Raw genomic sequence first — 12,075 nt, 5'->3', positions numbered from 1 at the left:
TCGCCGCCCTCGACCGCCCCTGCCTGGTCCTGCCCGCCGCCGCCAGCCGCGCCCACGACCCGCACACCCTCGCCGCCCGCGCCGCCGCCCTCCTGCCCCGGGCCCGCGTCCACCCCCTGGAACACGCCTCCCACCACGCCCTCCCGTACCTGCGCCCCGCCGAGCTGAACGCCGAACTCACCGCCTTCCTGGCCCGCTGACCGCACCCCCGGCGGGGGCGGTGCGCACCGGAGCGGCCCGGCGGGGCCATACTTGGGCGGTCCGTCCGTCGAGAGGCGCCGTCCGCATGGCCAAGAAGCCCACCGCCCCGCGCGCCGCCGCGCGCCCGGCCCTGCTGCACCTGTCCGGGGTCAGCCGCGCCTACGGAGGCCGGGAGGTGCTGCACCCCGTCGACCTGGACCTCGCCGCCGGGGAGTGCGTGGCCCTGCTCGGCCACAACGGCTCCGGCAAGTCGACCCTGCTGCGGATCGCCGCCGGACGCGACCTGCCCACCAAGGGGACGGTGCGCTTCGACGGCCTGCCGATGAACGAGAACGACCCGCGGATCCGGGCCCGGGTCGCGGTCGTCGGCGACACCGTCGCCCACTACCCCGACCTGACGGTCCGCGAGCACCTGCTGCTGGTCGCCGTCGCGCACGGCGTCGCCGACGCCGCCGACTGGGTCGACCAGGTGCTGGAGAACCGCTCGCTCACCGAACGCGCCGACGCCCTGCCCTCCGCCCTCTCCTCCGGACAGCTCCAGGCCCTGCTGCTGGCCTGCGCCCTGGTCCGCCCCCGCGACCTGCTGCTGCTCGACGAACCCGAGCAGCGCCTCGACCCGGAGGCCCGCCGCCGCCTCGCCGAACTCCTGACCGCGGAACTCGCCGACGGCGTCGCGGTCCTGCTGGTCACGCACCACGACGACCTGGCCCGCGAGGTCGCCGACCGGGTCCTGGTCCTCGAGGACGGCCGGATCGTCCGCCAGGGCCCGCCGGCCGAAGTCCTCGCCGCCGACACCCGCCCGCGCACCACCCCGGCCGGACCCCGGTGACCCGCCCCGCAGCCGCGGCCGAACCGCTCGCCCCGGCCCCCGACGAGGACGGCCCCGCCGACGCCCCCGCCGCCTGGACGGCCGACGACGACTGGACCGACGAGGCCCTCGCCCTGCTGCGCGCCCTGCGCGCCCCGCACCGCCGCAACCGGGCCAAACAGGCCGCCTTCGCGCTCTACTGCACCCTGCTGATCCTGGTGATCTGGGGCGGCATCCCCAGCCTCGGCCTCTTCCTGCAGGCCTCGATGGGCGCCGACTACACCGCCCACGGCCCCGACCTGCTGGCCGCCATGCCCGGCGGCATCGCCGCCGCCGGGCTCGCGGTGCTGCTGCTGGCCGTCCGCGACGGACTGTGGCGCGGCCCGGTCGTCCCGCCCCGGGCCACCACCGACTGGCTGCTCGCCCACCCCGTCCGGCCCCGGCCGGTGCTGCGCCCGTGGTTCTGGCTCTCCTGCGGACTGGCCGCCCTGCCCGGACTGGTGGGCGCCGTCGGCGGCATGGTCGCGCTCGGCCTCACCGTCCGGGTCGGCCTGCCCGCCGCCCTCGGCTGGTGCCTGGCCGGCGGCGCCTGCCTGCCGCTGCTGGGCGTCTGCGCGGGCCTGCTGGTCCAGCGCAGCACCCGGGCCGCCCGCTGGGCCCGCGCCCTGACCCCGCCGGCGACGGTGCTGGTCCTGGCGCTGGCGGCGCAGAGCGCGCTGGCCGTCGCGGGCCACCCCGTGCCCTGGCTGGAGCGGATCGAACTGTGGTCCGGCCCGTGGGGCTGGGCCGGGATCGCCGCGCTGGCCCCGACCCCCGCCGCCGTCCCGGGCGCCCCGCTGGCCGCCGCCCTGCTGCTGGTGCCGACCGCGCTCTGCCTGGTGCTCGCCGACCGCGCCGCCGCCACCGTCCCGCTGCCCCTGCTGCGCGAACGCGCCCGGACCGCCGCCGGCGTGCTGGCCGCGCTGCGCACCGTCGAACTCCGGGCCGCCCGGCTGGCCGTCACCGGCGCCTCCGGCGGCGGACGGCAGCTGCGGGTCCGGCTGCCCGCGCCCCGGCGGCCCCACCTGGTGCTGTACTGGCGCGACACCCTCTCCCTGCTGCGGTCCCCCGCCCGGTTGGGCCGCGCGGTGCTGCTGACCGTGCCCGCCCTGCTCTGCGGGGTGCTGGCGGACGGCACCCGGGGCGCCCTGTCCTGGGGGGTCACCGCCCTCGCCCTGCTGTTCGGCTACCTGGCGCTCGCCCAACTCCTGGAGCCCGCCCGGATCGAGACCGACGACGTCCGCCGGGCGTCCTGGTCCCCGTACCCGTTCGCCGACCTGATGCTGCGCCACGCGGTGGTGCCCACCGCGCTCGGCCTGCTGCTGGCCGGGCTCGGCACGGGCACCGTGCTGGCCTGCGGCGGCGGGACGGCGGCCTGGGCGGCGCCGCTGGCCGTCCCGCCGCTGGTCGCCGCCGGGCTGGTCAACGCCTGCCGCGGCCCGGCCCGCCGCGACCTGCTCTACCGCTCGCCCCAGCCCGCCGGCGGCAGCACCGGCCTGCTGTTCTTCACCGCCTGGTACGCGGCCGGCCCGGCCGTGGCCCTGCCCGTCCTGGCCCCGCCCCTGTCGACCGCCCTGCGCGCCGGCACCCCCGCCCACCTGGCGCAGGCCCTGGTGATCGCCCTGGTCCTGGCCGCCGTCCTGCTGCACTGGGCCCGCTCCCGGGCCACCGCCCTCCCGCGCCTGGCCGCGCCGAGCTAGCACCGGCGGTGCCCGCTCAGCGCAGGTAGCGGCGGGCGACCGCGTCGAAGGCGGCCTTCGGCTCCCACGGCAGGTCCGGGTAGCGGGTGCCGCGGGCCCCGTCGAGGAGCTTGACGATGCCCAGCGAGGCCCGGTCCAGGTCCTCGCGCGGGTCGCCGTCCGGGCGGTGCGGGTAGCCGGACAGGGCGAACAGGAAGACGAACGCGCTGTCCACGCCCTCGCTCTCGAACACCTCCAGCAGCTCGTCCAGGTACCGGGCCTGCCCGGCCTCGTCGCGTTCGTGCGCGGCGGCCAGCCGCAGCGGCGCCCCGGTTTCCGGGTCGTGCTCGACCACCTCCAGGACCCGGCCGCCGCGGTCCCCGGCGCCCCGGTAGGCGGCGGTGCCGAAGCCCGTGACGGCGAGCGGCTTCGGGCCGCGGGCCAGGGTGCGCACCGCCTCCCGGAACCGGTCGGCGACCTCGGCGGAGCGCAGCAGCTCGAAGGTGGTGAAGTCGAAGGGCGTCCAGTCGACCTGCTCGAACTGGATCGCCGCGTAGGTGACCGGGCCCCCGAAGCGGGCCCGGACGTCCGCGACCGCCGCGCCCAGGAAGGCGTTCATCCGCTCCCCGAGCTCCCGGATCCGCCCCGCCCGCAGCTCCGGCTCCGCCATCAGGCGGGCGACCCGCTCCTCGGGGCTCCCGCCGGGCAGGAAGCCGCGGACCATCACGCTCAGTTCGACGCCGGCCACGAACACCACCGCGGCCCCCAGCCGCCGGACCCGCTCGGCCCGCTCCGCGCAGTCCCGCAGCAGGGCGCGGACCTGCTCCGGCTCCAGCTCCAGCGGGTAGGGCGAGAACCAGACCTCCAGCCCGAGTCCGGCCGCCGCCCGGGCCGCCAGCTCCAGCCGCTCCGGGTCGCCGCCGATCAGCTGGACGGCGTCGCAGTGCAGGTCGTCGCGGATGACGGCGAGCTCGCGCCGCACCACCGCCGGGTCGAAGTCCGGGCGGGAGGCCCGGCCGTGCCGGACGAACCCGGTGTCGTAGGTCATTCCCCTTGCTCGCACGGTGCGGTTCCCCTCCGGTGGTCGGTACTGGCGGGGACGAGGCTGGCAGGAAAATTGCAGGAGTGCAAGTTTGCGGTTCGGCAAGTTTGCCGGGGCGCAGCGCGGTGTGGAACGCTGGCCGCCGTGACGACACCTGGGCTGCGGGAGCGGAAGAAGCGGGCCACCCGGGAGGCGCTGCGCGCGGCCGCCCTGCGACTGGCCGTGGAGCACGGGCCGGACGGGGTCCGGGTCGAGGACATCGCCGAGGCGGCCGGGGTCTCGCCGCGCACCTACCACAACTACTTCGCCGGCCGCGAGCAGGCGATCGTCTCCGCCGTCACCGCCGACCGGGAGGAACGGGTCGCCGCGGCGCTCGCGGCCCGGCCCGCCGGGGTGCGGCTGGCCGAGGCCGTCACCGACGCGGTGGTCGAGCAGTACACCGGCACCGGCGAGCAGGCCCCCGAGGCCCTGCTGCTGATCCTCGCCCGCCCCGCCCTGCGCGAGGCGTTCCTGGACACCACCGCCGGGATCGAGGCCCCGCTCGCGGCGGCGATCACCGCCCGCCTGGCGGCGGCGCAGCAGCACCGCGCCACCGGTCCGGAGTCCGCCCGGGTGCTCGCCGCGGCCACCGCCGCGGCCGTCCGGATCGCGCTGGCCGACTGGCTCCGCCCGCCCGCGGACCCGGCCGGGGAGGTCGGCCCCGCCGGGGAGGCCGGCCCGGCCGCCGCCGCGGGCCTGGTCGTCCCGGCCGGCCCGCTGCCCGAACGGCTCCGGGCCGCCCTGGCCCCGCTCGCCCCCGCCTTCGACGCCGCCGAGCAGCAGTCCGCCGGGCAGCAGTCCGCCGAGCAGCGGCCCACCGGGCCGGTGCGGCGGGTGGTGCCGAACGTCAAGGTGGCGGGGGAGGGGGCGCAGCGGGCGAACCGGGAGTTCTACGGGCGGCTCGGCCTCGCGGAGGTCATGAACCACGGCTGGATCATGACCCTGGCAGCGCCCGCCGCCCCGGCCGCGCAGGTCAGCTTCGCGGTCCGGGACGCCACCGCGCCCGTGCTGCCGGACCTGAGCGTCGAGGTCGCCGACGTGGACGCCGCGCACGCCGCGATGCTGGCGGCCGGTGCCGAGGTGGTCCACCCGCTGAGCGACGAGGAGTGGGGCGTGCGGCGCTTCTTCGTCCGGGACCCGAACGGCCTGGTGGTGAACGTCCTCGGCCACCGCTGAGGAGCCGCCCCGGCGGCTACCAGCCGGTGCGCAGCCGGTAGGAGGCGGCCAGGTCGCGGACCTCCGCCGAGCGGACCACCTCGCGGCCCAGGACCGGGCGCAGGTGCTTGTCGAGCAGCCGCAGCACCTCCTCGGAGAGCCGGGCCTTGAGCCCCTCGGGCCGCCCGGGCAGCAGCCCGATGGCGATGTGCACGAAGGCCGTCACCTGCCCGTCCGAGCCGTCGACCCAGGTCTCCGCCGCCGGGCGGAAGAAGGTCTTGCACACGCCCCGGGACGCCACCCACTCGCGCACCAGCGGGTGCAGCTCGCGGACGAAACCGGGGCGGTCGAAGGCGTCGGCGAGCTGCGGCGAGTAGTCGACGGTGATGTGGGGCATGACGGACGACCTCTCCCGACCTCTTCGCGCAGATGCTTGGCTTCTACATCCGCCCATCCTCCTCCCGCCCCTGTCCGCCCCTACGCCCGGGGTCCCCGATCCGCCCGGAGTGCGGACGCCGCAGGCCGGACAGCGGTCACCGCCGACCCGCCCCGCCCGCCGGACCGGGCGAAACCACCGCCCCGGGCACGGAAATCCGGGCGCGGCCATTGGCCCGCTCCGAGCCGGGAGTGTAGGAATGGGCGTATGACCCGGTTTCGGGCAGCACCCGGTGGACACAGCACGGCGGGCCCCGCCCCCGTACGTCGGCTGTCCGCCGCCGCACGCCCCGCCCCCGCGGCCCGCGTGGCGCCCGCCCCGACGGCCCGCGTGACGCCCGCCCCCGTTGGACGGCCCGGATGACGGCCGCCGCGGGGGGAACGGGCCGGCACCGCGCCCCCGCACCGGCCGTCGTCCGCGAGGGCGTCCTGCTGCTCGACGCCGACCTGCTGCTGCGCTACGCCAACGACGAGGCCCGCCGCCTGCTCGACCTGCCCGCCGACTGCGAGGGCCGCCCGCTCGACGCGCTCGGCCTGCCGCCCGACCTGACCGCCCTGCTGCACGGCCCCGGGGAACTCACCGACGCCCGCGCCGCCGTCCACGGCCGCCTGCTCCACCTCGACCTGCACCCCACCGACCGCTCCGGCGGGCTGCCCGGCCGGATCGCCACCCTGCGCGACAGCGCCCCGCTCACCGGCCCCGACACCGCCCGGCTGCGGCTGGAACTGCTCTACCGGGCCGGCGCCTCGATCGGTACCACCCTCGACATCACCCGCACCTGCGAGGAACTCGCCGCCGCCCTCGTCCCGGCGTTCGCCGACTTCGCCTGCGTCGACCTCTACGAGGGCGTGCTGGCCGGCGGCGAACCCCGGCCCGGGCAGCGCCGCCCGCTGCGCCGCGCCGCACTGGTCGGCGTCACCGAACTGCCGCCGCTGCTGACCCCCGGCTCGCCCGTCCCGATGGTCCCCGGTACCCCCCGGGCCCGGGCCGTCACCGAGCTGCGCTCGGTGGTCGAACCCGACCTGACGGCCGCGCTGGCCGCCTGGGACGAGTTCCACCCCGGCACCGTCGACGCCATGCGCGCGCAGGGCGTGCACACCCTGGTCACGGTGCCGCTGGCGGTCGGCGGGACGCTGCTGGGCGTGGCCACCTTCTGGCGGGCCCGCCCGCGCCCGGTCTTCGACGAGGAGGACCGCACCCTCGCCGAGGAACTCACCGCCCGGGCCGCCGTCCTGGTCGAGAACGCCCGCCGCTACACCCGCGAGCACACCATGGCCGTCGCCCTCCAGCACAGCCTGCTGCCCGCCGGACTCCCCGAACAGGACGCCCTGGAGGTCGCCTCCCGCTACCTGCCCGCGCAGGCCGGCGTCGGCGGCGACTGGTTCGACGTCATCCCGCTCTCCGGCGCCCGGGTCGCCCTGGTGGTCGGCGACGTGGTCGGCCACGGCGTGCACGCGGTCGCCACCATGGGCCGGCTGCGCACCGCCGTGCACACCTTCTCCTCGCTCGACCTCGCCCCCGACGAACTGCTCGGCCACCTCGACGCCCTGGTCAACCGGCTCGACCAGGAACACCCCGCCCCCGACGGCAGCGAACGCCCGATCACCGGCGCGACCTGCCTGTACGCCGTCTACGACCCGGTCACCCGCCGCTGCACCATGGCCCGGGCCGGCCACCTGCCGCCCGCCGTGGCCTACCCCGACGGCCGGGTCGAGATCGTCGACCTGCCCGCCGGGCCGCCGCTCGGCGTCACCGGGCTGCCCTACGAGAGCGCCGAACTCGAACTCCCCGAGGGCAGCCGGGTGGTGCTGTACACCGACGGGCTGGTGGAGTCCCGCAGCCACGACCTCGACCACGGCCTGAAACTGCTGCGCGCCGCCCTCGCCCGCCCCGGCCGCGACCCCCGGCAGACCTGCGAGGACCTGCTCGCCGCGCTGCTGCCCGCCAACCCCGCCGACGACACCGCCCTGCTGGTGGCCCGCACCCGCGCGCTGCCCGCCGACCACGTCGCCGACTGGGACGTCCCCGCCGACCCCGCCGCCGTCGCCCGGATCCGGGCCGCCGTCACCCGCCGCCTCGCCGACTGGGGCCTGGCCGAGCAGGCGTTCGCCGCCGAACTCGTGCTCAGCGAACTGATCACCAACGCCATCCGGCACGCCGCCCCGCCGATCCGGGTCCGGTTGCTGCGCGACCGGTCGCTGATCTGCGAGGTCCGGGACGGCTCGGCCACCTCCCCGCACCTGCGCTACGCCACCGACACCGACGAGGGCGGGCGCGGCCTGTTCCTGGTCGCCCAGCTCGCCGAACGCTGGGGCACCCGCTACCCCGCCAGCGGGAAGGTCATCTGGGCCGAGCTGCCCACCGAGGAGTGAGCGGCCGGGAGGGGCGGACGGCCCGGCCGCTCACTCCTCGCACAGCTGCTTGAACAGCTCCAGGTCGGCGCGGACCGCCTCCTCCACCGCGTGGCTCTGCGCGAAACCGCGCGGGCCGCCCATCGCGTCGATCAGCTCCTGCGGGTCGTACTCCAGGCGCAGCTGGACCCGGGTGTGCGCGGCGTCCAGCGCCCGCAGCGCGAAGGTGCCGCGCAGCGGCGGGCCGTCCACCGTCTCCCAGCTCATCACCCGGCCGCGTCCGTGGTCGGTCAGCTCCGCGTCCACCGCGTGCCGCTCGCCGCCGAACTCCACGTCCAGCAGCGCGTGGTGCCGGCCGTGCGCGCTGGCGTGCACCACCCCGGCGACGAACAGCGGGTACTCGGCCACCCGGTGCAGCTGCGACCAGGCCGTCCCCACCGGGGCGGTCACCTCGATCTGCTCCTCCAGCGTCCGCATCGGCGGCACCTCCGCTCCGTTCACCCCGGGGGCTCCGTCCGCCCCGGGGGTGCGCTCCCTCCAGCCTGCCAGGGGCCGGGCCCCGCGACGACAGGGGCCGGGCCCGGAACGGCGCACCGCCCCCGGCCGGGGGGAGGGCCGGGGGCGGTGCGGGGGAAGCGGCGGGGGCTCAGTCCTCGGGGAAGTCCCCGTCGAACGCGGCCGCCAGCCGCAGGTACGGAACGGCCTCGGCGTGCCGGCCCTGGCGCTCCAGGACGCGGCCGAGCACCAGGTGCGCGTAGTGCTCCACCGGGTCGCGCGCGATCACCTCGCGCAGCTGCTCCTCGGCCCGGCGCAGCTGGGCCGAGTGGTAGTAGGACCGGGCCAGCAGCAGCCGCGGGCCGACCTGCTCGGGCACCTCGTCGACCAGGCCGGTGAGGATCAGCGCGGCGTCCGCGTACGCCTTGGAGTCGAAGAACAGCTGGGCCCGCGCCCAGCGCTCGCCCGCGCTCTCGCCCGGGGACACGACGGCCGCACTGCTGTGGCGGAGGTCGGTGGTCATTGCCTGCTCCTTCCCGTTGCCGGGTCTCCTGCCGGGCCGCACCGGCCCGACAGGTGGTTGAACATTCACCCACCGGGCGGTATTCCACGCCCCGCGCCGGGGCGCCGCCGCAGGTCAGGACGGGGGCGACAGGTCCAGCAGGCGGTGCATGAACGGGACCGGCAGGGCCGGGTTCGACGCCGCCGCCGCCGGGTGGGCGTGCGGCTCCAGGCACTCCAGCAGCCGCGGCAGCGGCAGGCGCGGATCGGCCACCGCGGCCCGGGCCACCACCGGGTCCTCGTCCGCGGCCAGGGCCGGCAGCAGGTCCGGCGGCAGGTCCGGGTCGCGCAGCGCGGCCAACCGCAGGGCCGGCTCCGGGCGGCCGGCCCAGCGGGACAGGCCCGGGGCGGCGAAACGCGGGTCCGCGACCAGCGCGGCCGGGCCCAGCAACTGCCCGTACACCGAGCGGAGCAGCGCGCCCGGCGCGTCCGCGCAGTGCTCCGCCAGGGCCAGGCGGACGATCAGCTCGGCGTCCGCCGCCAGCACCGCCACCACCGGCGCGGGCAGCCGCTCCAGCGAGGCCACCGCGCAGCGCACCAGCGGGTGCGCCGAGCGGGCCAGCCGCAGCAGCTCCGCCGGATCGGCCGCCCGCGCGGCCACCCAGGGCAGCGGCGGCGCGGCGTCCGGCAGCCGGTACACCACCGCGGCGCGCTGCTCCTCCGTCAGGTCCGGGCGCAGCGAGACCGCCAGCCGCACCGCCTCGTGCGGGTCGGCGGCCAGCGCCAGCGCCAGGTCGGTGGGCAGGTGCGGGTTGCCCGCGGCGGCGGCCCGGATCCGCGGTTCGTCGTCCAGCACCAGCCACTCGCCCAGCGCCCGCTCCAGCCGGGCCGAGGCCGCCGTGCGCTCCCGGCGGGCCGGGTCGCTCTCGGCGATGTACCCGGCCAGCGTCACCGGCAGCTCGCGCTCCACCCGCAGCGCCCGCTGCACCGCGGCCCGCACCGCCGGGTCGCGGTCGGCCCGCAGGCCCGTGCGCACCCGCGGCGGCAGCTGCGGCCAGGACTCCCGGCGGACGGCCGCCGCGCGCACCAGCGGCGAGGTGTCCTGGACCAGCGCCACCAGCAGCTCCAGCGGCAGGCCCGGGCAGCCCGGGACCCGGCGGCGGGTGTCCGGGTCGCGGTCGGCGGCCAGCGCGGCCAGCGCCGCCGGGGGCAGCACCACCCGGTGGGCGGCCGACGCGGCGGCCCGGCGCACCCGGCGCTCCCGGTCGCCGGCCAGCTCCGCCAGCACCGGTGCGGCCAGCCCCGGACGCTCCGCCAGCGCCGCCCGCACCTGCCACCGGGGGTGCCGCAGCGCGGCGGCCAGCACCGGCGCCGGCAGCTCCGGGCGGCGGGCCGGCCAGAGCGGGTCGGGCCCCTGCGCCAGCAGCCGCACCAGCACCTCGACCGGAGCTCCCGGATTGGCCGCCAGCCCGTCGCACCAGGCCCGCACGGGCGGCGGGCCGGACAACGGGCGCCAGCCGGCGGCCGACTGATCTGCGCTCAGATCGAGCACCTGCGAGTACCTCCCCCGGAACGGCAAACGCCACCGACCCTACCCGCGCGCCGCCGCCGCGTGCACCGGTTCCCGCCAGCCCGGCACAGCCGGGAGGAGCGATGTCGGAAGTGTGCGCACGGCACGCGCGTCCGAAGGAGAACGCCCCCGGCGGATGGCACTCGGTGCCAGCGGCCGGGGGCGCGGACCGGGGCGCCGGTGGGGCGGCGGCCCGGAGAACTGCGGGTCGGGGGCGCGGGGTCAGGGGCGGGGCGCCAGGCGGAAGGTCAGCACCCGGCCGTCCTCCTCGCTGGTCACCAGGTGGACCCGGGCGCCGATCGGCACCGCCCCTGGCAGGCCGCCGAGCACCGACGCCTGCACGGTGAAGCCCTCGTCCAGCACGATCAGGTACGGCCGCCCCAGGTGCGGGCCGCGGCGGGTCGGGCGCAGCAGCCGCTGCACCGTGCCCTGCCCGCAGGCGCGGGCGGGCGACAGGTCGGCCGAGCCGCACACCGGGCACAGCAGGCAGGTCGCCGCGCTGGCCGAGTGGCACCACTGGCAGCGCCGGTAGTCGAGTTCGGCCTCGCCGGGGGCGCCGGCGGCCTGCTGGGGGAAGGGGTGTTCGACGAAGGGCGCGAACGGGGCGAGCGGGGCGTGCGGTGCGGACGGGGCGAGCGTGAGGGTCATGGCCGTCTCCTCCCTGGGCCTGGGTGCGCCGCCGTACCGCCGCCCGGGAGCGGGCGTGCGGTCGGGGCGTCTGCCAGAAGGAAGGTATGGCACTCAGTGCCTTCTGTAAAGGTACGGAGTGCCAGTCATATCGGCGGATCTTCGACGGACCGTCAGGTCCGGGAGCGGCCCGGGCGGGTCAGCCCTCCAGGGCCGCCTCGACGCCCTGCACCACCCGCCACATCGGCGTCCCGCGCCGGGCCACCATCACCACCACCTCGTCGTCCTGCGAACCGCCGCCCCCGCCGCCCTCCGCGCCGTTCCCCCAGGTGTCGACCACCAGTTGCAGGGCCTCGTCCACCGCCGCGCCCACGTCGCCCTCGCCGCCCGAGCGCAGCCAGGCCCGCAGCGCGTAGTTGTGCGCCGCCACCACCGCCGCCGCGATCACGTCCGCCCGCAGCGCGCCGTCCGAGCGGGCCGCGTACCGGGTGCGCAGGTGGCCCGCCAGGGTGCGCTCGTAGCGCCAGACCACCGACAGCTCGTGGATGCGCAGGGTGGGCACCTGCTTGGTCAGCCGGTAGCGGCCCACCGAGAACGCCGGGTTGCCCGCGTACATCCGCAGCACCAGCCGGGCCGCGTCGCACACCTGCTCCACCGGGTCGCCGGCCGGGTCGGCCGCGCCCAGGAAGGCCGTCATGTCGGCCAGGCAGCCGTCGTGGTCGGGGAACACCACCGCTTCCTTGGAGGGGAAGTAGCGGAAGAACGACCGGCGGCCGACCCCGGCGAGCGAGACGATGTCGTCGATCGTGGTCTGCTCGAAACCCCGCTCGGAGAACAGCTCGAACGCCGCCTCGACCAGCGCGTCCCGCATCGTCGGCCGCGCCGCGCCGCCGCCGGGCGTCCGGTCCTGCTCATGCACCTCGCTCATACCCGGACGGTAGCACCGACCGGGCGGTTCGGGCTGGGCCAGGCGGCACTGAGTGTGCATAATCGGGGGTACTGAGTGCCACACCGAGGAGACTGCCATGACCCAGGACTTCGACCTCTACCGGCTCGGCGAGGAGCACGAGATGCTCCGGGAGTCGGTGCGTTCGCTGGCGGAGGCGAAGATCGCTCCGTTCGCGGCGGCGGT

11 protein-coding genes and 2 pseudogenes are annotated in these 12,075 nt (G+C 77.6%); 6 read left to right on the top strand and 7 right to left on the bottom strand.

Features of this window, described 5'->3' with window-relative positions; all coding sequences use genetic code 11:
- From IH44_RS0136335 to IH44_RS0136325, 3 genes and pseudogenes are all read left to right on the top strand, one after another.
- Positions 1-200 (top strand): annotated as a pseudogene (locus IH44_RS0136335) (alpha/beta hydrolase); the annotation flags it as partial.
- A gap of 86 nt (positions 201-286) precedes the next feature.
- Positions 287-1,030, top strand: a complete 744-nt coding sequence (locus IH44_RS0136330; RefSeq protein ID WP_030464102.1) for an ABC transporter ATP-binding protein — start codon at positions 287-289, stop codon at positions 1,028-1,030.
- The gene (locus tag IH44_RS0136325; RefSeq protein WP_051818046.1) at positions 1,027-2,748 is read left to right on the top strand and encodes a hypothetical protein; all 1,722 of its coding nucleotides are present in this window, start codon (positions 1,027-1,029) and stop codon (positions 2,746-2,748) included. Before IH44_RS0136330 ends, IH44_RS0136325 begins: the two co-directional genes overlap by 4 nt.
- Before the next feature lie 16 nt (positions 2,749-2,764).
- On the opposite strand, the gene IH44_RS0136320 is transcribed toward IH44_RS0136325, so the two are convergent.
- Positions 2,765-3,775: a hypothetical protein gene (locus IH44_RS0136320; protein WP_030464100.1), complete on the bottom strand. Its 1,011-nt coding sequence runs from the start codon at positions 3,773-3,775 to the stop codon at positions 2,765-2,767.
- A gap of 138 nt (positions 3,776-3,913) precedes the next feature.
- On the opposite strand from IH44_RS0136320, the pseudogene IH44_RS0136315 reads away from it, so the two are divergent.
- Positions 3,914-4,588 (top strand): annotated as a pseudogene (locus IH44_RS0136315) (TetR/AcrR family transcriptional regulator); the annotation flags it as partial.
- Positions 4,589-4,633: 45 nt separating this feature from the next.
- A complete protein-coding gene (locus tag IH44_RS44915; RefSeq protein WP_078914742.1) occupies positions 4,634-4,984 on the top strand; it encodes a VOC family protein in 351 nt (116 codons plus the stop codon).
- A gap of 16 nt (positions 4,985-5,000) precedes the next feature.
- On the opposite strand, the gene IH44_RS0136310 is transcribed toward IH44_RS44915, so the two are convergent.
- Entirely contained in the window at positions 5,001-5,360 is a 360-nt protein-coding gene (locus tag IH44_RS0136310) for a 5-carboxymethyl-2-hydroxymuconate Delta-isomerase (RefSeq protein WP_030464098.1), read from the bottom strand.
- 398 nt (positions 5,361-5,758) lie between these two features.
- Here IH44_RS0136310 and IH44_RS0136305 point away from each other — a divergent pair, with 398 nt between their 5' ends.
- Positions 5,759-7,771 carry a SpoIIE family protein phosphatase gene (locus IH44_RS0136305; RefSeq protein ID WP_030464097.1) on the top strand — a complete coding sequence of 671 codons (2,013 nt, stop codon included), beginning with the start codon at positions 5,759-5,761 and terminating at the stop codon, positions 7,769-7,771.
- A gap of 30 nt (positions 7,772-7,801) precedes the next feature.
- Here IH44_RS0136305 and IH44_RS0136300 read toward each other — a convergent pair whose 3' ends face one another.
- The 5 genes from IH44_RS0136300 to IH44_RS0136280 all read right to left on the bottom strand — a co-directional run bounded on the left by IH44_RS0136300 (position 7,802) and on the right by IH44_RS0136280 (position 11,871).
- A complete protein-coding gene (locus IH44_RS0136300; protein ID WP_232795232.1) occupies positions 7,802-8,251 on the bottom strand; it encodes an SRPBCC family protein in 450 nt (149 codons plus the stop codon).
- A gap of 145 nt (positions 8,252-8,396) precedes the next feature.
- Positions 8,397-8,768, bottom strand: a complete 372-nt coding sequence (locus tag IH44_RS0136295) for a M48 family metallopeptidase (RefSeq protein ID WP_030464095.1) — start codon at positions 8,766-8,768, stop codon at positions 8,397-8,399.
- A gap of 114 nt (positions 8,769-8,882) precedes the next feature.
- Positions 8,883-10,298, bottom strand: a complete 1,416-nt coding sequence (locus tag IH44_RS0136290; protein WP_157852584.1) for a hypothetical protein — start codon at positions 10,296-10,298, stop codon at positions 8,883-8,885.
- Positions 10,299-10,538: 240 nt separating this feature from the next.
- Positions 10,539-10,964: a Zn-ribbon domain-containing OB-fold protein gene (locus tag IH44_RS43405; protein ID WP_051818044.1), complete on the bottom strand. Its 426-nt coding sequence runs from the start codon at positions 10,962-10,964 to the stop codon at positions 10,539-10,541.
- Between the two features lie 178 nt (positions 10,965-11,142).
- Entirely contained in the window at positions 11,143-11,871 is a 729-nt protein-coding gene (locus IH44_RS0136280; protein WP_030464092.1) for a TetR family transcriptional regulator, read from the bottom strand.
- Between the last annotated feature and the right edge of the window lie 204 nt (positions 11,872-12,075).

The organism is Kitasatospora sp. NRRL B-11411, assembly GCF_000721345.1.
Lineage (GTDB): Bacteria > Actinomycetota > Actinomycetes > Streptomycetales > Streptomycetaceae > Kitasatospora > Kitasatospora cineracea.
The sequence above is the reverse complement of the archived record's forward strand: the minus strand, read 5'-3'. Positions and strand labels throughout refer to the sequence as shown.